This is a genomic window from Magnetofaba australis IT-1 (assembly GCF_002109495.1).
GTDB classification, from domain to species: domain Bacteria; phylum Pseudomonadota; class Magnetococcia; order Magnetococcales; family Magnetococcaceae; genus Magnetofaba; species Magnetofaba australis.
In genome coordinates this window covers 22,455-44,634 of record NZ_LVJN01000014.1, presented here as the reverse complement: position 1 = coordinate 44,634, position 22,180 = coordinate 22,455, and the positions used below count along the sequence as shown (strand labels likewise).

Below are 22,180 nucleotides of genomic sequence, written 5' to 3'. Positions count from 1 at the left end.
GGGCCGGGCGAGGAGGGCGGGGTGGTGATGAACGAATTCCCCCACGCCTTCCGTCAGGCCGCCCATGAGACCTCCGGCTCCGATACGCCGATGATGAATGGCGGCGAATATCTGGAGGCGCTGTTCGCCTCGGGGGTGGCGGTTGATGATCTGCCCATTGTGCAACCGGCGCAGCAGCGCGCGGTGTGGGAGCGGCATACGGCGGGGGCGGGCGCCGAGGTGCTGCAAGGGGTGATCGACGCCCTGCGCGCGGAGAATCCGCACTTTCCCATGAACCAGCCCCGGCGCACCGATGACGCCGCCTGGGTCGCCGCCCATGAGGCGGAGTTGAGCCCCGCCGAGCGTCTGAGCGCGCGCTTTGCGCAAGTGGTGGATGGCGGCGGTTTCGATGCGCAGTCGCCTGCGGTCAACCGCGCGCTGCTGCATCTGTTGTGCGCTCAGGAGATGGCGTTGGGCGGCGGCGAACAGGGGCTGTTGGGCGAATATGGTCGCGAGATCATCCGCCGTGGCCACGCGGTGCTGGATTATGATTTTGACGCCGAGCAGGCCAAACCGGTTGCGGCCCCTGGGAAGCCTTCCGCCGCGCCACTCGCGCCCAGCGTCCCCGTCGCGCCGAGCATTCCTGTCGCGCCTGCGTCGGCGTCGCCTGCGCTGGCCTCCATTACCGCCCCCGCGCCGCTGGACCCGGTGGTGACGCGCCTGAAACGCAAGCTGTTCAAAGATCCCTTTGGCGTATTGGGGCTGCATCTGGAGAGTGGCGAAACCGGCGAAATCGCCTGCGTGCGCGCCCATTTGCCGTTGGCGGAGAGGGTCAAGCTGTGGGAGGCCGACGCCGAGATGGAGCGGCTGGAGGGCAGCGACTTCTTCGAGTGGCGCGGACCTGCCGACCAGGTCCCCACCCGCTACCATCTGTGGAGTCAGGACGCCGACGGCCGCGAGCGCATCGATTACGACCCCTACTGCTTCCCCGACACCCTGTCGGCATTTGACGCGCATCTGTTCAACGAGGGCTCGAATCGGCAGGCGTGGCGCTTTCTCGGCGCCCATGAGATCGAGATCGACGGCATTCAGGGCGTGCGCTTTGCCGTGTGGGCGCCGTCGGCGTTTCGCGTCAGCGTGGTGGGCGAGTTCAACCAGTGGCACGGCCTGCGCCATCTGATGCGCCGCCATGAGGGCAGCGGCGTGTGGACGCTGTTCATCCCCGGTTTGGGCGGCGGCGAGTTGTATAAGTTCGAACTGCAAGCCACTGAGGGCGAACCGCCGTTCCTCAAATCCGACCCCTATGGCCGCGCTTTTGAGTTGCGCCCGGAGACCGCTTCCATCATCGTGCCCCCCAACGACTTCGCCTGGGGCGACGCGGCGTGGCTGGAGCAGCGCAAACAGTTTGACTGGCAGGGCGAACCCATCAGCATCTACGAGGTGCATCCGGGCTCCTGGCGACGCGGCGACGAGGGGCAGTTCCTCAGCTATCGCGAGCTGGCCCATGCGCTGATCGACTACGTCAAACAGATGGGCTTCACCCATGTGGAGTTGATGCCCATCACCGAGCACCCATTCGACCCTTCGTGGGGCTATCAGGCCACCGGCTACTTCGCCCCCACCAGCCGCTTCGGCTCGCCCGACGACTTCCGCTATCTGGTGGATGCGCTGCACCAGAACGGCATCGGCGTGATTCTGGACTGGGTGCCGGCGCACTTTCCCAAGGATCAGCACGCCCTGGCCCGCTTTGACGGCACCGCGCTGTATGAACACGCCGACCCGCGCCAGGGCGAACATCTGGACTGGTCGACGCTGATCTTTAACTATGGCCGCCATGAGGTGAAGAGCTTCCTCATTTCCAGCGCGGTCTACTGGCTCACCGAGTTCCACATCGACGGCCTGCGCGTGGATGCGGTGGCCAGCATGCTCTACCTGGATTACTCGCGAGAAGAGTGGATTCCCAACCGCTACGGCGGACGCGAGAATCTGGAGGCCATCGCCCTGCTGCGGGATCTGAACCGCGCCGTCCACCAGGAGGCCCCGGGGGCGCTGGTGTTCGCCGAGGAGTCCACCGCCTGGCCCATGGTGACCAAACCCGGCGAAGTGGGCGGGTTGGGGTTCAATCTCAAGTGGAATATGGGCTGGATGAACGACACCCTCTCCTACATGGCCATGGACCCGGTCTATCGCAAGCATCACCATGATCAACTGACGTTCAGCTTCGTCTACGCCTTTAACGAGAACTTCGTGCTGCCGCTCTCCCACGACGAGGTGGTGCACGGCAAGGGCTCGCTGCTGGGCAAAATGCCCGGCGACGAATGGCGTCGCTTCGCCAATCTGCGCGCGCTGTATGGCTACATGTTCGCCCATCCCGGCAAGAAGCTGCTGTTCATGGGCTGCGAGTTCGGCCAGCCCACCGAGTGGAGCAGCAGTCGTCCGCTGCCGTGGGAGCTGCTGGAGCAGGAGCCCCATCAAGGCATCCAACGCCTGATCGCCGACCTCAATCGCTTCTACTGCGCGCAGTCGGCGCTGCACGGGCGCGATTTTGATGCCGCCGGGTTTGAGTGGGTGGAGAGTCACGACCGCGACAATTCAGTCATCATCTTCGTGCGCAGCGGGCCTGAGGGGCATCTGGTGATGGCGGTCAACTTCACCCCCGTGGCCCATGAGGCGTATCGCATCGGCGCGCCGCAGTTGGTCCCTTACCGTGAGGTGTTCAACACCGACTCGGCCTACTATGGCGGCGGTAACATGGGCAATGCGGGGGCGGATTTGACCCCAGACCCCAGCCCGTGGATGGGCCGCGCGCAGAGCGTGATGGTGCGTCTGCCGCCGTTGGCGATGATCGCGCTACAGCCGGTGGCGGAGGCCGAGCGGGTGATTCAGCCTGCGCAACCGTCTGCCGACCAAGCGGAATAGGTCGTTTTGGCAGGTCGTCGCCTGGGACTGCGTGCGCAAATGGTGTGGCGCGTTGGGGCCTGGTGTGGTATAGAATCCGTCGTTCGCGCTAGCCATCCCAACGCCCCGCGCGGCGGGAAAGAGCGGTCTGTCTGCTCTCCTTCTCCGGTTGGGATGATGCGGGCTCGCGCCCGCTTCCGAATCCGTGCGCAAGAGGCGCCACATGACTCAATCTCGGAACGCTCCGACCGATCCGGCGTCGCCCCAGGGCCAGACGTCCGATGGCGCGCGCGATCCGGCGGTTGATGACAACGGCTTCGGCATGGCGCAAGCGGCGCATCACGCCCGCGAGCCGAGCGACGAACAGGCGCAACTGCGAGACCTGATTGCGCGCATCGACGCCCAGGCGCCGCCCGAGATGGATGCCGCTGTCGACGATGCGCCCTTCTCCTTGCCCGTCAATGAGGGGCAATGGTTTCTCTTCGAGAATGCCCCCGCAGCCCCTGAAGCCCTTGCCGATTCCGTCGTCGAACCTGCTCCCCGCGCGTTTCCCCTGCATGTGAGCGCGCCGGTGTTGACGCTTGCAGCGCAGCCTGTGGAGTCGCCCACCCCGGCGCCCCGCCATGATGCCGAACCCGTCCAGTCTGAGCCGCCTATCCAGCCTGAGCCGCTCCGCTCTGATGCGGCCCCAGTTCAGTCTGCGCCGCCCGACTGGTCGGAGCCTGCGCTGGCGCCGATCCATGGCGAGATGGCGTTTGTCCCGCAGCCGTCGTTTCCGCTGTGTGAGCCGCTGCGCGCGCCGCTGGAGCCTCTGTTCGCCGGCTCCGCCGCACTGCCGATGATGGCGCCGTTGGCTTCGGCGGAGGAGTGGGACGCCCGCGCCGAGCAGGCGCTCAACCGCTGGTTGCCGCCCACCGAGACCCAGAACACGCTGGTGGAGCTGGCCGCTTCGCCGCACTACTGGGGCCATCCGTTGGCGGCTGAAACCTTCCCCAATCCGCTGCAAGAGCCTGCGCCAACGCGCGCCGCGCCGTCTCAATGGCGTTCGGGCCATGGTCCGGCGTTCGACGCCCTGGAGTCGTAGGGTGGAGCCCGACCAATCCATACTGCAGGGCGCTTTTCTACTGGTTCTGCATGCGCATCTTCCCTACGCGCGCCATCCGGAACACCCGCGCGCGCTGGAGGAGTGCTGGCTGTTTGAGGCCATCAGCGAAACCTATCTGCCCCTCATCGAGATGCTCGAACGCCTGGCCGCCGAAGGACGGCGCGGGTTGTTGGCTCTGAGCGTCTCGCCGCCGCTGGCGGCGATGCTGGAGGATGAACTGCTGCAGAAGCGCTTCGATGACTATCTGCAGCGCCAGTGCGCACTCCTCGAGGATCTACTGGAGAAGCCCGATCCCGCCACCATCGATCTGGAGGCCCCGCTGCGTTGGCACTTGGCGCGCATCCAGGGGATCGCCGCGCGCTACCACGCGCGCGGCGGCGATCTGCTGGGGGCGCTGGCGCGACTGGCTCGCGCTGGGGTGATCGAACTGCTGCGCACCACCGCCACCCACGCGGTGCTGCCGCTGCTGCGCCACTGGCCGGAGTCGCTGCAGGCGCAGCTGTCGCTGGGCGCGCAGGCGCATCAACAGGCGTTTGGACTCACCGCGCCGGGGTTGTGGCTGCCCGAGTGCGCCTATGATCCCATGCTGCTGCCGCTGCTGCGCCGCGCGGGGGTCAACTACTGCTTCCTCGACGCCGCCTGTCTCACCAGTCAGGATCTGGGCGCAGGCGAGGCGCCGCCTATGGCGGAGCTGGGCGAGCGGGTGGTGGGATTTTTCCGTCACAATGGGCTTTCGCGTCTGGTGTGGGACGCGCAGATCGGCTATCCGCATCACGCCGCCTACCGCGAATTCCACCACGATCTGTCGGATCTGCTGCCGCTCAAACGCATCGGCCCCTATTTGGCCCACGCGCAGATCGCCTCGCCGTCGGGGGTCAAGCCCTACTGCGTTACCGGCGGGAGTGCGCCCAAGGCGCCCTATGATCCCGCTGCGGCGCAAACGCAGGCGCGCGCCGACGCTGCGCATTTCGTTGAACAGTTGGCCGCGCGCCGTGGTGACCACACACAGGGACCCATCGCGGTGCTGCCGTTCGACGCCGAGCTGTTCGGCCACTGGTGGTTGGAGGGGATCGACTGGCTGGAGGCGCTGCTGCGCGCCGCGCCGCAAGCTGGAGTGACGTCCACGCTGCCTGCGGCGGCCATGGGGCAGGCGGCGCCGACGCCGCTGCATCACCCCGCCCGCGCCGCCACCTGGGGTCGCGACGGCGACAACAGCGCTTGGCTCAATCCGCGCAACGCCTGGGTCTATCCGCTGTTGGATCAGGCGCATATTCGCCTGCGCGCGGTGTATGACGCCCCTGAAGCGGACTCCGACGCCGGACAGCGCGCGCTGTGCCACATGGGGCGCTGTCTACTGCTGGCGCAGGCTTCGGACTGGCCGTTTCTGCTGGACCACGGCGCCCATTCCGACTACGCCGCCGGGCGCGTCAAAAGCTATTTGGCGCGTTTTCACCATTTGGCCACACAGGTTCAAAGCGGCGTCATCTCGGCGTCGGAATTGACGCTGTTGGAGGAGCTGGACCCGATTTTTCCTCGTCTGACTGCGCAAATGCTGCAATGCTGTGAAATTGTAGGCGAATAGGTTGAGCGAGCGCGCGCCGTAGCGCCGTCTCGCGCCGATCAGGAGGGACCATGTATATTGTTCAGATCAGTTCCGAATGCGCGCCGGTGGCCAAAACCGGCGGGTTGGGCGACGTGGTCAACGGGCTCTCCTACGAGTTGGCCATTCGCGGCAATCACGTTGAGGTGATCCTGCCCAAGTACGACTGCATGCGCTACGACCGCATCGAGGATCTGCGCGTCTGTTATGAAGACCTGTGGGTGCCGTTCGATGGGCAGTGGATCCACTGCACCGTGCTGGAGGGGCGCTCCGAGGGGATCAACTTCCTCTTCATCGACGCCCATGGCGAGTGGAACGCCTTCAATCGCGGCGTGCTCTACGGCCACCGTGACGACGCCGCGCGCTTCACCTTCTTCTCCCGCGCGGCGCTGGAGTTTCTGTTCAAGAGCGGACGTCGCCCGGAGATCATCCACTGCCACGACTGGCAGACCGGCCTGGCCCCGGTGATGTACTACGAGATTTACAATGGCCTGGGCTGGAACGACGCGCGCTTCTGTTACACCCTGCACAATATGGGGCATCAGGGGCGCACCGGCGCTCAACTCTTGAGCCAATGCGGGCTCAACGCCCACGGTCTGATGAACCACGGGCAGTTGCTCGACGATCAGCACCCCCACACCGTGAACATGATGAAGGGCGGCATCGTCTTCTCCAACTTCATCACCACCGTCTCGCCCACCTATATGGAGGAGATCCGCTTCTCCGAGCAGGGGCAGGGGCTGCAAGGGGTGCTCAACCGCCATGGCGACAAAGTGGGCGGGGTGCTCAACGGCCTCAACTATGGGGTGTGGAACCCGGAGCTGGATCCCTTCATCCCCAGCCACTACGGCCCGGACAATCTACCCGCCAAATTCGCCAACAAGGCGGCGCTGCGCAATCGCTTATTGATGCGCGAGGCGTTCAAACCCATCGTTGCTGTCGTCAGCCGATTGGACCCGCAGAAGGGGGTGGATCTGATCCGCCACAGCATCTCCGTGGCGCTGGCCAACAACTGTCAATTCGTGCTGCTGGGCAGCGCCTCGGAAGCGTGGATCAACGATGAGTTCTGGCGCATCAAGCATCAGCTCAACGACAATCCTGACTGCCATCTGGAGATCGGTTACGACGAGGAGTTGTCGCATCTGATCTACGCCGGGGCCGATATGCTGGTCATTCCCAGCCAATACGAGCCCTGCGGTCTGACCCAGATGATTGCCATGAAGTACGGCGTGGTGCCGGTGGTGCGCAGCACCGGCGGTCTGGCCGATACGGTGTTTGACGCCAACTACGCCGACAAGCCGTTTGAAGAGCGCAACGGCTACGTGTTCAACGATCTGACCCACGATGGGTTGGAGTCGGCCATGGGGCGCGCCATCGGCCTGTGGCACCGCTTCCCTGACTACTTCCGCCAGTTGCGCTTGAACGGCATGCGCCAGGACTACTCCTGGAATCAGCCGGGGCAGGATTATATCAACATCTTCAATCACATCCGTGTGAAGTAATCCCGCCGTCCCGTTTGGGGCGGCATGCGTGCTTTCATTAAGCAACGATTTCGTCGCCCCATTTCCTTTAGTATGAGGTGATGGGGCGTGCGGCGCACCACGGGGTTTGGCGCTGCGCCAGAAATTCATTTTTCCTCCATTGTGATCTGGCGATGCGCGATTTCAAGCGGCTGCTCTCCAATGAGAACCACAAAGTCAGCCATGAGGCCCTGGGCTGGCTGCTGGCCCTGTCAGCCTACTTTTTCATGCACCATATCGTCTCCGTGTATGACGCCAGGGAGATCCCCTTCGGCGCCGTGACGCCTGTGCTTGGTCATGTTTTTGGCTGGGTCTACAGCATCGCCGACTATCATGAAATTCAGGGGTTGCTGACAGCGATCTACTATCTGTTTGTCACCACGCAGATCCTCATCACCTTGGCCTGGTTCTCTCTGTTTCATGAGAGTGGTCGCGAGCTGCTGCCGTGGGGGCTCAACAGAGGACGTCAGCGCGCGCCGAAAACAGCCTGGGTCGTACTGATGTTTGTGGCGTTGATCGGCTACGACACGGTGTCCATGGTGGGCGGCGAACCCTGGGATTCCTATCGCTCGGTGGATGACTTCATCTTCATCAAATCGGCGATGATTGTGTGTGTGCGCGGCTTGATGTACCTGGGGCTGGGGCTGGTTATCGCCTTTCGCGCAGTGCAGGATACGGACGTTTAGGCAAACGGCCTGATTGCAAAGGAGTCACGCGCGCAGATCGCTTGGATCTGCGCGCGTTTTGGTATAGTCATCGCAATCCAGAATTATACAGAGTACAAAATGTTTGCGTGACGCTGATTGATCTTGTGCTGACTATTGGCCGCCGACTGGTCGGCGGCGGGGCCTGGGGGCTGTGCCCCCAGCGGGGTTTGGGGCAGCGCCCCAAGGTTTGGCTTTTGGGGAGATCGAGGGCGGAGCCCTCGACATCTTCTGATTTCAAATGTCTTATTTTGGTTTGCGGTGACTATATTGGCTTAGGGCTTCTTCTTACGCGCCGTGCTGCGGGCGGGAGCCCGCTTGGACTTGGCCGGGGCTTTTGCCGGGGCGTTGGGAGTCGTTTTGGCGGGCGCGCCCGCCGCCGTTGTCTTTGCGGAATCGCTGGTCGCTGGGGCTTTTGCGTTGCTGGTCGATTCCGCAGGCGTGGCGGTGGCTTTGGGCGTTGTCGACGCAGCAGTTTTCGCCGCCACAGGTTTGGCCGGGGTTTTGGCGGCTGGCGGCTCTGCAGGCGCGGGCGCCGTGGGGGCTTTCGTCGTTGTCGACACAGTGGGTTTCGCCGTCGCAGGTTTGGTCGGGGCTGCTTTGGCGGCGGGCTTGCGCGCAGGACGTTTGGACGCGGTTTTGCGCGGCGCAGGCTTTTTTGTCGCCGGAGTGTTGGCTGTGGATTTGTCGCTGGCGGTCGCTTTTGGCGCCGCTGCCGCAGGGGGCTCGGCCGCAGCAGGCTTGGGCGTGGAAGCCGCCGCCGGGGCTGTGGCGCTTTTCTGCGCTTCAGGGGCGCTCTTTTGCGTCGCTTTGCTCTCCACCGGCGTCGCCGCCGGGGCGGGCGTCTGTGGCGTGGGCGCGGCGGATTTTGATTGGGGTGGCGCAGAGGCCTGTTTGGCGCCCTGTTCCGACTGCGTGAGCAGCGCTTCCACGGCGTCCAGATGGTCGTGCAGTTGCGGAACCCAGTCATCGCCCCAGAACAGATAGCAGCTGGTCTCCGACAGCAGCAGACGCTCCCGCGCCGCCTGCAAGGCGTCGGCGGCGGGGCCGGATTGGGTTGTGGTCGCCTCCTGCAAGCGCCAATAGCGGTCGCAGAGGGCGTGCAGACGGGTCAAGCCCGCCTGCTGGGTCTCACTGCCCGCCCACTGACTGAAATCCATCCCCGAAGAGGAGCCCACATTCCAGGCGCCGGTCTCCACATGGGCCGAGCGGGTGGGGGGATGCGCCTTCAGGTGGGCGCTCAAGGTCACCGGACGCAGCGGATATTCGGTGGTTTGGCAATGCTCCATGCAGGGGCTGAAGAAGTGGCCGAAGAAGCCAGCCTGTTCGTCCATCTGGCGGAACCAGCCGCCGTTTTCGCCATCGGACCAGGTGGTTAGCAGGCGCACGCCGTCGGGCAGCGGGCTCTGTTCATTCTTGTGCAGAAAATCGTTGGCCAGCCACGCGGCGTCCAACCCGCTCTCCTGGGCGTTGCTCATGTCGCGGTCCCGCGCCACCACCATGATGCGCGCGCCGTCATACTCCGCCCAGTAAGGGACGTAGGGGTCAAACGGCGCATCATCGGTCGGGCGCACATGCACCCCATCCACCACCACGTATTCATAGCCGCACTTCACCAGGGCGGGGATCATCTCCATGGTGAAGGCCATCTCCGCTGGCCAGAAGCCTTTGGGCGCGCGGCCAAACACGGAGGTGATCATGTCCCGCCCGCGCTGAATCTGCTCGGCCCAGTCGCGTTTGGGAATCAGCGGGGTGAGGGGGTGATAGTAGCCCATGCCCAGCAGTTCAATATTCTCTGCGTCGCGCCACTGCTGCAGCACCTCAGGGATCTCGACGATCTCTTCCGCCGCTTTTTGCACTTCGGGGTCCAGTAGCTGCTCCAACAGAACGCCGGAGAAGCCGACCTGGAATGCGGCCACATCGGCGTACTTCTCCGCATAGCGGGGCGGACGCGCATAGCAGCTGAGAATCTGCTTGGCCTCCCAGGGATTCTCCTCCAGCAGCAGCTTCAGATTGCCGGGGGGCTGGTGCATGTGCAGTCCTAAGGCGTGAAAACGCTTTCCGTTGAACATGGGACGTCTCCATTGGCGCCAAACAGCGCGCGGGGCGGGCGCTCAGGCGCGCAGCGCGGGGTCCGGCGACCATGCGCCGGACCCCGCTATCGGCTTAATCCACTGGTGTGGGCTGAACCTTCCAGATCTTCTCACAATACTCGCGAATGGCGCGGTCTGACGAGAATTTGCCAATGCGCGCCACATTGAGAATCGATTTGCGCGTCCACAAGTCCGGTTGCGCCCACAGATCATCCACTTGCGACTGCGCATGGCAATAGGCTTCGTAATCGGCCAGCACCATGAACGGATCGTGTTCCAGCAGGTTGTCAATGAGCGGCTTGAACACGTCCGCTTCACCATGGCTGAAGTAGCCGGAAGCGATCAGATCCATGGCGGCGCGCAGCTCGGCGTTGCCATCGTAGTAGTGGCGCGGGTGGTAGCCGTTGGTCTTCAGATGGACCACCTCTTCGGCGGTCATGCCGAACAGGAAGAAGTTCTCATCGCCCACCACTTCGCGAATCTCCACATTGGCGCCGTCCAGAGTGCCGATGGTCAGGGCGCCGTTCATGGAGAACTTCATGTTGCCGGTGCCGGAGGCCTCGAAGCCGGCGGTGGAGATCTGTTCGGACAGGTCCGCCGCCGGATAGATGCGCTGGGCGTTCTTGACGTTGAAGTTGGGGAAGAAGACCAGCTTCAGACGATCGCCCACCATCTGGTCGCGGTTGACCATCTCGCCCACCGCATGGGCCAGTTTGATGAACAGTTTGGCCATGGCGTAACCCGGGGCCGCCTTGCCGCCCAGGATGTGCACCCGCGGAGCCATGCTCAGGTTCGGATTGTTGATGATGCGGTTGTAGAGGGTGACCACATACAGTAGGTGCAGATGCTGGCGCTTGTACTCATGAATGCGCTTGGCCTGCACCGAGAACAGGCTCTGCGGATCCACGTCCACGTAGGTGCGCTCTTTGAGCAGTTTGGCCAGCGCCTCTTTGTTTTCGCGCTTGACCCGGCGCCAATCCTCGCGGAATCCGGCGTCGTCCAGGTGCGCCTCCAGGCCGCGCAACTTCTCCAGGTCGGTGATCCAGCCCTCGCCGATGCGGTCGCTGATCAGCTTGGACTGCTTGGGGTTGCTCAGCAGCAGGAAACGGCGCGGGGTGACGCCGTTGGTCACATTGAGGAACTTCTCCGGCCACAGATTGTGGAAGTCGTTGAGGGTGGTCTTCTTCAGCAGCTCGGTGTGCAGCGCCGCCACGCCGTTGATGGCGTGGGAGCCGACGCAGGCCAGATTGGCCATGCGCACCCGCTTGGGCTCGCCCTCTTCGATGATGGACAGGCGGGTCACTGCGCCACAGACGTCGTGGGTGAGCACGCGCACCTGATCCATAAAACGCATATTGATCTCGTAGATGATCTCCACATGGCGCGGCAGCACCTGTTGCAGCAGCGGCAGAGACCAGGTCTCCAGCGCTTCGGGCAGCAGGGTGTGGTTGGTGTAGGAGAAGGTGCGGCTGGCCACGCTCCAGGCCGGGTTCCAATCCATGTGGTGTTCGTCCACCAGCAGGCGCATCAGCTCCGCCACCGCGATGGCCGGGTGGGTGTCGTTGAGCTGGGCGGCGAACTTCTCATGGAAGTTGCTCAAATCCGGCTCCTGTTGCAGATGGATGCGGATCATGTCGCGCAGCGAGCAGGAGACGAAGAAGTACTGCTGCTCCAGACGCAGGGTCTTGCCGGAGATCGCCTCATCGTTGGGGTAGAGCACTTTGGAGATGGTCTCGGACTTGACCTTCTCCTCCACCGCTGCGTAGTAGTCGCCGGTGTTGAAGGCTTCGAAGTCGAACGACTGCTCGGCTTCAGCCTTCCACAGACGCAGCAGATTGGTGTTGTTGACGCCATAGCCGATGATGGGGGTGTCGTGGGCCACGCCCAACACCACCCGTTCCGGCTCCCAACGCACACGGTGGTTGCCATGATCGTCGGTGTAGTGTTCGGTGTGGCCGCCCAGATTGACGCGGAAGGTGAGCAACGGACGGGGCACCTCCCAGGGGTTGCCCAGGTGCAGCCACTGATCGCTGATCTCCTTCTGCCAGCCATTTTCGATGCGCTGGTGGAAGATGCCGAACTCATAGCGGATGCCATAGCCGATGGCGGGGATCTCCAGGGTGGCCAGGGAGTCCATGTAGCAGGCCGCCAGGCGCCCCAGACCGCCGTTGCCCAGGCCGGGCTCGGGCTCCTGCTCCAGCAGAACGTCCAGATCCTGGCCCAGAGCGGAGAGCGCCTCGCGCACCTCATCCTCAATGCCCAGATTGACCAGGTTGGAGCCCAACATGGGGCCGATGAGGAACTCGGCGGAGAGGTAGCAGACCGAACGGCTCTTCTGCTTCTTGTAGGTTTGCGCGGTTTTGACCCAGCGATGCAGCTGACGGTCGCGCACGGTGTAGGCCACCGCCTGATACCAGTCGTGGGGCGTGGCCACATCGGGGAAGCGGCCCTGGATGTAGAATAGATTGTCCAGGATCGCCCGTTGCAGGGTGTCCGCATTGGTGCCGGTGCGGCTGTGCAGATCCAGTTTCGGGTGGTCCAGATTATTTTGTTGCGACATGTGACGATCCTGTCTCAGCCCATTGAAATCAGGGCGCTGGTTTTATTAATGAAGGCGCTTGCGCGCGTTATTGGTCGGTTGGGTCCGACTCATCGACCTGAGCGGCCTCCGGCTGTTGCGGCTCGGGCGTGAGCACGAGACACCCCAGCGGCGGCAGGGTCAGATTCAGGGAGTAGGGGCGGTTCATCCACGGCTGCTCGTCGGCCATGAGCGGCGCGGCGCCGTTGCCGACGTTGCCGCCGCCATACAGCTCGGAGTCGGAGTTGAACACCTCCTGGTAGCGCCCGGGGGCGGGTACGCCGATGCGGTAGTCGTGGCGCGGCACCGGGGTGAGGTTGAGAATCACCACCGCATATTCGCCATCATCGCCTTGACGCAGGAAGCTCAGCACCGACTGCTGGCTGTCGTGGCAGTCGATCCACTCGAAGCCGCGCCAGTCGAAGTCATAACGATACAGCGCAGGGGTGGCGCGATAGAGGCGCGCCAGATCCTTGACCATGCGCTGCATGCCCTGGTGCAGGGGGTAGTCCAGCACGTACCAGTCCAGCACACTGGCGCTGTTCCACTCCACCCCTTGAGCGAACTCCAGCCCCATGAACATCAGCTTTTTGCCCGGGTGCATGAACTGATAGCCATATAGGCAGCGCAGATTGGCGTGCTGCTGCCACTCGTCGCCGGGCATCTTGCCCAGCATGGAGTGCTTGCCGTGCACCACTTCATCGTGAGAGAAGGGCAGAATGAAGTTCTCGCTGAAGCAGTAGAGCATGCTGAAGGTGAGCATGTCGTGGTGGTACTGGCGATGGATCGGCTCGTTTTCGATGTAGCGCAGGGTGTCGTTCATCCACCCCATGTTCCACTTCATGTCGAAGCCCAGACCGCCCAGGTAGACCGGGCGGCTCACCTGTGGCCAGGAGGTGGACTCCTCGGCCATCATCAGGATGCCGGGGCAGTGCTCGTGCACCGCCATGTTGAGTTCGCGCAGGAAGTCGATGGCGTCCAGGTTCTCGCGGCCGCCATGCTTGTTGGGGATCCACTCGCCCTCTTTGCGCGAGTAGTCCAGATAGAGCATGGAGGCCACCGCGTCCACCCGCAGGCCATCCAGGTGCAGCTCGTCGAGCCAGTAGACGGCGCTGGAGATGAGGAAGCTCTTCACCTCGTTGCGGCTGAAGTTGAAGATCAGCGTCGACCAGTCCATGTGTTCGCCCAGACGCGGGTCGGCGTGTTCGTAGAGCGGCGTGCCGTCGAAGCGGGCCAGACCATGGGCGTCCTTGGGGAAGTGGGCTGGCACCCAATCCAGGATCACGCCGATGTCGCGCTGGTGCAGGTAATCGACGAAGTAGCGGAAGTCGTCGGGGTTGCCAAAGCGGGTGGTGGGGGCGAAGTAGCCGGTGGTCTGATAGCCCCAGGAGAGGTCGTAGGGGTGTTCGGTGACCGGCAGCAGCTCCACATGGGTGAAACCCATCTCGGTGACGTAGTCGGCCAGTTGGTGGGCCAGTTCGCGATAGTCGAGGAACTCGCCCTCCTGCCCGCGTCGCCAGGAGCCCAGATGCACCTCGTAGATGGACATGGGGGCGTGCAGCCAATCGCGCTCCTGACGCGCTGAGATCCACGCGGCGTCGTTCCACTGGTGCGCGCTGGGGACGGGGACAATGGAGCCGGTGCGCGGGCGCAATTCATGGTGACGCCCCACCGGGTCGGCCTTGAGCAGCACCTCGCCGCTGTGGCGATTGCGCAGTTCATACTTGTAGACGCCGCCCGGGGCCAGATCGGGGATGAACAGCTCCCACACGCCGCTGGAGCCGCGCGCGCGCATGGAGTGGCGACGCCCATCCCAGTCATTGAAATCGCCCACCACGCTCACGCGCTCGGCGTTGGGCGCCCACACCGCAAAGCGCACCCCGCCCACGCCGTGGGCTTCATGATCGCGCGCGCCGAGAAACTTGAAGGCGTGGTGGTGCTTGCCTTCGCCGAACAGGTGCAGGTCGAAATCGCTGATCTGCGGTTCAAAGCTGTAGGGGTCGTGGGCGATGTGCTCCCGATTGTTGTGATCGCGCCAGATCAAGCGGTAGCGCTCGGGAATTGTCTTGCCGTCGCCGCGCCACTCAAACACGTCGGAGCCGGGGATGCGCGCTAGCGCATGGCCGCCCTCGGCGATGGTGACCGTCTGCGCCTGGGGGTTGAACACGCGGATTATCGTCTGCTCGCCATCGGGATGGCGACCCAACACGCTAAACGGGTCGTGGTGACGGGCATCCTGAATCAGGGCCAGGGACGCATCCAATTGCGGGGCGTTCATAAGCGTTTCCTTCCGTTCTGACAGGGGCGGCGCGGGATAGGCGATATGACGACGATCAGAAATCGTTGTCGATGATGGCGTCCACGCGGCGGCAGATCTCTTTACCGTAGTCGGTCCAGATCCCTTCGCCCCAGTAGCGGTAGCAGCTGGTTTGTGAATTGAGCAGGTGGAACAGGGCGTTGCGATAGCGCGGGTCATTGGTGGCTACGCCCGCCTTGATCACCTTTTCATAGAAGTGGCTGCTGGCTTCGTCCATGGGCTTGAGCACGTCTTCATAGCCGCGCACCCACGACAGGTCGCTGGTCCAGCTGCCGCCCTCCATGTGGAAGCGGTGATCCTCGCCGCGGATGGTCTCGATGGTCTGCGCCAGCTTCTCGGGGCCGTCGCCCGGGCTCATGCGATCCCAGATCATTTTGTGGAACAGCGGCTGAACCACCGGCAGATCCGCTTCGGTTATGCCCATGGCGAACAGATGCTCCAGGTACTCGGTGCCGTTCATGCCCACGGTGTCGGCGCCGGTGGTCTCGCGGCTGGCTTCGAGGAACTTGGGCGGGAATTCGTTCATCATCACGCCGCCGTTCTCGCCGTCGGCGATCTGGCTCACCAGCGGCGGAACCGATTTGCCCGCCAGCGTCGTGCGCGACAGGCTCTTGGCTTCATAGTAGGGCTGCATCTGCGCCACCAGTTTGGTGTCGGAGCCCTGGGTTTTGACCAGGGCGATGATGCTGGCCTCTTCGCCTTTGGAGTTCTTCACCACCAGGCGGTGGGGCAGATGCGGGTGGTGCGGGTGGTGGCCATCCTCGGGCTGCTCGACGGTGTGCTCCTGCACCAGCAACCACTGGAAGCCGCACTCCACCAGGGTTTTGACATACTCATAGGCCACATCCGGGTGGTTGGGCAGGGCCATCTCCGAGGGCGAGAAGCCGCGCACGCGGACCATGGCGTCGGTTCCAAAAATGGCGGCGAAGTGGTGCTGCCAGGCGCGCACGTGCAGACGGAAATCCTGCACCGGGGTGGAGGGTGCCACCGCATGGCCCCAGGGCGCGCCCAACCACTCCACGCAGCGGGCGTATTCGGGGGTGCAGGTGATGGTTTTCAGATGCTCGATGGTGTCATCATTGCCCATTTTGCGCAGGCCGTGCAGCAGCGAGCCGGAGTACTCCAGCATCACCCGCGGCTCGTGGCCTTCGCTCACCAACTGTGGGATGAATTCGCCCATGCGCTTGTAGCACCAGTCGAACACCGGGGCGTTGTGATTGTCGCCAATGCCCTGGTTCTCCATCATGTGCTGCAGATTGCTGATCAGCTCCGCCGTGTGTAGATCGCCGCCGCCGGCTGGGATCATGGGCTGGTGCATGTGCAGCGCAATGGTAAAGGCGCTCTTGATCTTGCCAAAGTCGATTTTGCTGTCGGGCAGAAACACCGGTTTGCCGCTGTGGGCGGCGATGAGGCGCTCGATCTCCTGCTCATTGCCGGAGATGTTGGGGACGTTGTCGATATATTCCGGCCAATCGGACATGCTGAGGTCTCCTTACGCCTGGGCTTGGGGGCAAGCGCCGAGGCGGGTTCGGTCGAGCGCCGCGCGCAATAGCGCGTCGGAGCGGTGTGAAGCCTGCGAGGCGACTCGCATCCGCCCAATATTAAGCGACTTGCGCCCGCGTCGAAAGGCGGCGCGGGCGCAAATGTGAGAGATTTGTCATGCTCGGGAAAAAAGTTCGTGACGCCGGTTCGTGAGCCTGGGGCTTAAAGGGTGTGTTGAAGGAGATGTCCCCGGGCCAGTTGCAACTGTGTGACGCTCTCATCCAGATCGCGGTAGGCGCGCTCCACCCACGCTTCGCCCCAGTAGAAGTGGCAGCTGGTTTCGGCCCGCAGCAGGCGCCAGGTGGCCTCCTCCAGCAGGCGCGCCAACTCGGCGTCCTCCTGGGCGCGAGCGGCGGTTTTGCGCTGGAAGTCGCGCAGGGTTTGGCTCACCTCGGCCACCCGCGTCAGGGCGTCGCGCTGGGTCTGCGAGCCGGTCCACTGCACAAAGCCGTGGCCGTGGTGCCAGCCGGTGTTCCAGGCCCCGGTGTTGACCTTCACTTCGCCATGGGCGCCGTATTGGTCCAGATAGTCGTCGATAAAGGTGGGGGTGATGGGGGTCTTCTCTTGGCGTCGCTCGGACAGCAGGGCGTTGTACAAGCCCCAGAAATTGGCCTCGGGCTCGGGGTTGCGGAACCAGCCGCCGTTGTCGCCGTCGGTGGCGGTGGTCACCAGCGGCGGGAAGTCGCACCACTGGGTGCGCTGGCGCAATTCGTTGTCGAACCAGCCCAGCTCCATGCCTGACTCCTGGGCGTCGGAGAGATCGCGGTCGCGCACCACGACGATGATCTCAGCGTCGCCATGGCGGGCGATGTGGGGGCGATAGCGCAACTCCTGCCACGACATCTCGGTGACCGCCTCCACATGGTTGCTGTCCACCAGCACATAGCGATAGCCGTGGCGCGCCAGCAGCGGGATCATCTCCATGCAGAAGCCCATCTCCGGCGGCCAGAAACCCTGAAAGTTGGTGCGCCAGAACAGGTGCTGGCCGATGCCGCGCCAGCGCGCCACCTGAGCATCGCGGTCGGCTTCGGGAATCAGCGGCAGCACCGGGTGGTAGTAGCCGGTGCCGAGGATGCGGAACAGCGATTCGTTCTGAAAGCGCCACAGCAGCGAGCCGCAATCCACCACCCCATAGACGCGTTGTTGAAACTCGGGGTTGGAGAGGGTCTCCAGCAGCGCGCCCGACAGCGCCAGATGCGCCCGCGCCAGATCCTCCTGCCCCTCCAGGGCGCGGGGAATGCGATCCAGGGCGTAGAGAATTTCACGCGGCTCCCAGGAGTTTTGGTCCAGCAGCTCTTCGAGGTTGCCGGAGGGTTGATGCAGGTTCAGTACAAGGGCGTGGTGGATGGCGTCCACGGGCGGGATCCTCTTGAATGAAGATATCAGGCGGCGTCGCCAAAGTCGTCGGGCGTACGCTGTTTCATCCTATCACGGTTTGCGATTTTAGCGCGAGATTGCGGCGCGATGATGACGCCGTTGCGCGCATTGCATTGAGGCGATGACGGGACGCAACAAAAACGCCCGCGTCAAATGGACGCAGGCGTTTATCAGCTATAAAAAAAGAGGAGGCGCCGTGAAGCTTAAGAGGCGAGCTCTTTGTAGGAGAGGTCATGGGTGTTGACGTGCACCAACAACCATTCGAGCAGCCATTTGCGCATCTGGATGATGTCTTCGTTCTGGCTGGTGACCGATTTTTGGAAGTCGTTCAACTCTTCCACCAAGCGGCTGTGCTGCGCGGTATGCTCGTTGATCTTGGCGTGCTGACGCGAGATGAGGAACTCCTCCTCTTCGGCGAAATGCTGCTTGGTGTAGGTCACCAGATCGTCCACGATCTCTTCCAGACGGCCCCAATATTTGGCGGTGTTGCCGGTGACCAGCATCAGGTCAAACAGCACGTCGGCATCCAGAATCAGATCCATCAGTTTGTTGTGGGAGTCGTTGAATTGGCTGAAGCCGACATCCACCACCTGATCTTTGAGCCTCTCCCGAAACGGCTGGCCGGGGAGTTTGTTCAAATCGGCGTCAGAAATCTCATCCAAAGGCTTGTCATACACCTCACTCATCCTATTGCTCCCTATTGCCTATCGCTGAAAAAAAATTTGCAGGAGGAGATAAAATAGTCGCTTGGCAGGGACGGCGTCAACAACAGGGGGCGGTAATCGGTGGCGCGCGTGGCGACAAAGGGCGGCGGTTGGCGGCGGTTCGACGGGATGCTCTCGTGGCGCGCGCTGTGAACCAGGTCGTGGTCCCGCGTCTTGCCTTGGGTGGAGTGGCCTGATTTAATGTGGCCACCTTGAACGCGATGGCGCAACTTCCCGTGAGGCGAATACGGCTTCGATGCGCTTGGCGCGTTTCCCCGGCGCTGTCTGGCGGCTGGGATTGCAGGCCCGGCTGTATCCCTTCCAACCTGAGATGACGTTGTGTCGGAGTTCCCTTATGATTTCCTCTTGGCGAGAACGGTTTGCCCCCACTCCTCCTGCGCAATCCCTGGATGCGGCGCTTGTGCGCGTGATGTGGATTTCGGCGATCATGGGGTTTGTGCATGGGGTGTTTTTGATGACGCCCATCTGGCTCAATAGCGTCATCAATGGGCAGTTGATGGCGCGGGTGGTGGAGTGCCCCCCCTGGGTTCCCAAGTTCCTCTATGAAGTCAATTCGTTCTCCCTGATTAGTCACGCCTATGCGGCGCTGTTTGCGCTGGGCGCGCCGGAGTGGCCGGTGTCGATTCTCAGCAGCGGCCTGTTTACCGCGCTGATGTTTTTTTCCACTGCTGTGGCGGGGCTGCTGATTCTGCGCAATGTGTGGATCGCGCTGCTTCTGCCCTTGGCGCTGGTGGATCTGCACATTCTGCCAGACCACTACTACCATATTGAATTCCCGCTGGATTCGTCCAACTACGGCATCATCGGGATGCACTTGACGCTGTATATTACCAGCCTGCTGGCCATGCGCAAATATGGCTGGGGGCTGTTTCTGCTGGGAATTTTGCCCGCCATCCACGCCTCCTGGGCCATCGCCGCTTGGGGCATGGCGGCGGCGTTGTGTCTGTATCAGCGGGTCAATCCGTTCAAGCTGCGGGAGTTGCGCTACTTTTTTCTCGGCGTGGGGGTGTTTCTGGCGGATATGGCGATCCACCACTTTTTTGTGCGCCATCCACTGCCGCCGTTGGATCCCGCCCAGACCCAGGGGGCGTGGGAGAGTTTTATGCGCGACTATGGGCGCCAGAAGCATCATAAGCTCATCAGCTCGGAGCCGCGTCTGTTGTGGGGATTTTGGAACTTCTTCGTGGCCGAGGCGGTGTTCCTGGCCATGATCGGCGCAGCGTGGTTGCGCCGGGGCGCGCAGTTGACCCCAGCGGCGCGCAATCTGCTCAAGACCATCATGACCTTGATGGCGGCGTCGTTCGTTGTGCGCATGATGCTGGAGTTCGCCCTGGAGTCGACTCCGCCCTTTTTGGAGATGCTGCTCACCGGGCGCTGGCTCAATCTGGATGTGACGTTGGGCTATGCGCTGATCTTTGGCTGGTCGATGCAGTTGGCGGTGGCGGAGCGCAATCGGCTGGGGCTGGCGGCGTTTGCGCTGGCGGTGTTGATCAATCTGGCCTCCTGGCTCTATCCCGGCGGCCTGGCGCTGATGCCGTGTCATGGGTGTGAGGCGTTTGGCGGCAATAAACTCGCCTACCTGGGGTTTGAGCTCTCTGTGTGGGTCATGGTGTTGGCGCTGCTGGCGGCGTTGTGGGGCGTGGGCAAACCGGGGGAGGCGGCGGCGCCAACGCCGCGCTGGCGCGCGCGCTTGCCGGAGGCGTTGGTGGCGATTCTTGCGCTCACCTACGTCGGCTCGGCGGCGGCGCAATTGACGCAGATTCGGCAGGTGTTCGACCGCCAGGAGTACTATGTGAAGAACGCCTTCGTCCCCGCCCAGTGTGATGGTTGGCAGGGATTTATTGACAAGCATATTGTGCACGGAGAGGGGGCGATTCTTGCGGCGCCGGCGGAGTTGTATGACACCAAAATCAGCATCGGCATCATGTGGGCCAATCACCGCTGTCAGGTGACGCCGCCCCTGCTGGGGGAGCTCTACTCGGTGGATTCCATTCTCAGCGCCCAGCAGGGCAATGTGGATTTGGCTTGCGCGCTGGACGCCAATACCCCCACGGAGGGGTTGCAGGAGGGGCTTAAAGCGTGCTGGGAGGGCAAAAGCGCCGCGCAGTGGAACGCCATCAGCGCTAAACTGGGCATCACGCAGATTTTGGCCCCGGGCGCCTGGCGTCTGGACCTGCCGGAGGCGGATCGGCTGTGCAGTCTGCGTTTGTACGAGCTGCCCAGTAGGGGGAGGCCGGAGGCGTCTGCGCCGCGCTGAGTCTTGAACATGTTGGGTCTGGGATGAGCCGTTGGGGGGCGGCTGTGTGATCTGGACTATTTGGAGGGGCGCTGATGCAGGTTGCGCGCGCGGCGGTTTGGCATATTGGATTGTTTGTGTTGATGATTGCCTCGGCCATAGTGGTCGATTTGGCGCTGCACTGGTCCGGGCGCCTGGCGTGGGGGCGCTATCTGGGCTATGTGGGCAGTCTGTCTATCCTGCTCGCCTTCCTCTATTCGCTGCGCAAGCGCAAGGTGATCACGGTGGGGCGTCCCGCCCGCTTTCTTGCCGGGCATGAGATCCTCTCCTGGCTGGGCGCCATGTTGGTGCTGGCCCATGGCGGCATTCACGCCAATGCGCTGCTGCCCTGGTTGGCCATGGCCGCCATGCTCACCGCGGTGGCCAGCGGCTTGACCGGCAAATATCTGCTGCAGCGATCGCGAGAAATCGTGCGACGGCGGCAAACCGATCTGCGCGCCCAGGGACTCTCAGCGCAAGAGCTGGAGGAGCGCCTCTACTGGGATGCGGCGGCGGTGTCGTTGATGAAACAGTGGCGGGTCGTGCATCTGCCCATCACAGCGGCGTTTGTCATTCTGGCGCTGCTGCATGTGGTCACCATTCTGCTGTTCTGGAGGTGGTGAGCCATGAGCAAACGTCTCGTTGTTTTCGTGTTGCTGTTCGCTGCAGGTCTAACCGTGGCGCTGCAATGGCCGGGGGTGTCGATTAATCCCGGCGCGCTATCGGCAGGGCACGCCAAACTTGCCGACGACTGCTTCCGTTGTCATACCCCGCTGTTGGGGCCCAGTGATGAGAAGTGTGTGAGCTGCCACGCGCCGGAGAAAATTGGGCGAGAGCGGCCCGGCAAAACGCCGTTCCACCACCTGCTCACGGAAAAGGCGTGCGTCGGTTGTCACACCGACCATCAGGGCGTCCAGGTCAAACAGGCGGTGCGCGCGTTTGATCACGATCTGTTGCCGCAGCAGGCGCGCCAGAGCTGCCGACAATGTCACCAATCCCCACAGGATCGTTTGCACCGGAAAATGGTCGCCGAGTGCAGCGATTGTCACTCAACGGAACGCTGGACGCCTGCATCATTCGATCACAGCCGTTGGTTCCGCTTTGACCGCCATCATCCTGCTGACGATTGCGCCCTCTGTCACGTTGGTGGACGCTATGACGCCTACACCTGCTACGGCTGTCATGAACACTCGGAGTCCAAGGTGCGGCGTGAGCATCTGGATGAGGGGATTCGGGATTTCGCCAACTGCGTGGCGTGTCACCGCAGCGGTGATGAGCATGAAGCGGAGCGTATGTGGCGCGATCAGCGCCGCAGCGGCGAGCGACGCGCCTCCTCCTGGGGGCATGAGCGCGAGCATGACGACGATGATGACTGAACCGAAAAGCGGGAGCGCGTAACGGCGGGAGGATCTGCGTTTGTATAACTGGCGTGGAGGCTCTGGAAGCGAGCCTCCACGCCGTGCGCTG

General features: G+C 63.1%; 14 protein-coding genes. 8 read left to right on the top strand and 6 right to left on the bottom strand.

Annotated elements, in window-relative coordinates; translation table 11 throughout:
* Positions 1 to 651 precede the first annotated feature (651 nt).
* The 5 genes from glgB (MAIT1_RS22550) (at position 652) to MAIT1_RS01780 (ending at position 7,788) form a co-directional block, all read left to right on the top strand.
* Positions 652 to 2,898: a 1,4-alpha-glucan branching protein GlgB gene (gene glgB / locus MAIT1_RS22550; RefSeq protein WP_414673625.1), complete on the top strand. Its 2,247-nt coding sequence runs from the start codon at positions 652 to 654 to the stop codon at positions 2,896 to 2,898.
* A gap of 202 nt (positions 2,899 to 3,100) precedes the next feature.
* On the top strand, positions 3,101 to 3,961 hold the full coding sequence (locus MAIT1_RS01795; RefSeq protein ID WP_085440309.1) for a hypothetical protein: 861 nt from the start codon (positions 3,101 to 3,103) through the stop codon (positions 3,959 to 3,961).
* Positions 3,930 to 5,564: a 1,4-alpha-glucan branching protein domain-containing protein gene (locus MAIT1_RS01790; RefSeq protein WP_085440308.1), complete on the top strand. Its 1,635-nt coding sequence runs from the start codon at positions 3,930 to 3,932 to the stop codon at positions 5,562 to 5,564. Before MAIT1_RS01795 ends, MAIT1_RS01790 begins: the two co-directional genes overlap by 32 nt.
* A 50-nt stretch (positions 5,565 to 5,614) precedes the next feature.
* Positions 5,615 to 7,084 carry a glycogen synthase gene (locus MAIT1_RS01785; RefSeq protein WP_085440307.1) on the top strand — a complete coding sequence of 490 codons (1,470 nt, stop codon included), beginning with the start codon at positions 5,615 to 5,617 and terminating at the stop codon, positions 7,082 to 7,084.
* Between the two features lie 152 nt (positions 7,085 to 7,236).
* Positions 7,237 to 7,788, top strand: a complete 552-nt coding sequence (locus MAIT1_RS01780) for a hypothetical protein (RefSeq protein ID WP_085440306.1) — start codon at positions 7,237 to 7,239, stop codon at positions 7,786 to 7,788.
* A gap of 293 nt (positions 7,789 to 8,081) precedes the next feature.
* On the opposite strand, the gene MAIT1_RS01775 is transcribed toward MAIT1_RS01780, so the two are convergent.
* The 6 genes from MAIT1_RS01775 to MAIT1_RS01750 form a co-directional block, all read right to left on the bottom strand.
* Positions 8,082 to 9,878: a hypothetical protein gene (locus MAIT1_RS01775; protein WP_085440305.1), complete on the bottom strand. Its 1,797-nt coding sequence runs from the start codon at positions 9,876 to 9,878 to the stop codon at positions 8,082 to 8,084.
* A gap of 94 nt (positions 9,879 to 9,972) precedes the next feature.
* Complete coding sequence (locus MAIT1_RS01770; protein ID WP_085440304.1) at positions 9,973 to 12,459, bottom strand: glycogen/starch/alpha-glucan phosphorylase; 2,487 nt, start codon at positions 12,457 to 12,459, stop codon at positions 9,973 to 9,975.
* Between the two features lie 67 nt (positions 12,460 to 12,526).
* On the bottom strand, positions 12,527 to 14,755 hold the full coding sequence (gene glgB / locus MAIT1_RS01765; protein ID WP_085440303.1) for a 1,4-alpha-glucan branching protein GlgB: 2,229 nt from the start codon (positions 14,753 to 14,755) through the stop codon (positions 12,527 to 12,529).
* A 55-nt stretch (positions 14,756 to 14,810) separates the two neighbouring features.
* A complete protein-coding gene (locus tag MAIT1_RS01760) occupies positions 14,811 to 16,274 on the bottom strand; it encodes a polysaccharide deacetylase family protein (RefSeq protein ID WP_085440302.1) in 1,464 nt (487 codons plus the stop codon).
* Positions 16,275 to 16,498: 224 nt separating this feature from the next.
* Complete coding sequence (locus MAIT1_RS01755; protein WP_085440301.1) at positions 16,499 to 17,692, bottom strand: polysaccharide deacetylase family protein; 1,194 nt, start codon at positions 17,690 to 17,692, stop codon at positions 16,499 to 16,501.
* 224 nt (positions 17,693 to 17,916) lie between these two features.
* Positions 17,917 to 18,399, bottom strand: a complete 483-nt coding sequence (locus MAIT1_RS01750) for a bacteriohemerythrin (protein WP_085440300.1) — start codon at positions 18,397 to 18,399, stop codon at positions 17,917 to 17,919.
* Positions 18,400 to 18,772: 373 nt separating this feature from the next.
* Here MAIT1_RS01750 and MAIT1_RS01745 point away from each other — a divergent pair, with 373 nt between their 5' ends.
* The 3 genes from MAIT1_RS01745 (at position 18,773) to MAIT1_RS01735 (ending at position 22,089) form a co-directional block, all read left to right on the top strand.
* Positions 18,773 to 20,695 (top strand): hypothetical protein, encoded by a 1,923-nt coding sequence (locus tag MAIT1_RS01745; protein ID WP_085440299.1) that lies wholly within the window; start codon positions 18,773 to 18,775, stop codon positions 20,693 to 20,695.
* A 74-nt stretch (positions 20,696 to 20,769) separates the two neighbouring features.
* Entirely contained in the window at positions 20,770 to 21,336 is a 567-nt protein-coding gene (locus MAIT1_RS01740) for a hypothetical protein (protein WP_085440298.1), read from the top strand.
* A 3-nt stretch (positions 21,337 to 21,339) separates the two neighbouring features.
* Positions 21,340 to 22,089 (top strand): cytochrome c3 family protein, encoded by a 750-nt coding sequence (locus tag MAIT1_RS01735; RefSeq protein ID WP_085440297.1) that lies wholly within the window; start codon positions 21,340 to 21,342, stop codon positions 22,087 to 22,089.
* Positions 22,090 to 22,180: the final 91 nt, after the last annotated feature.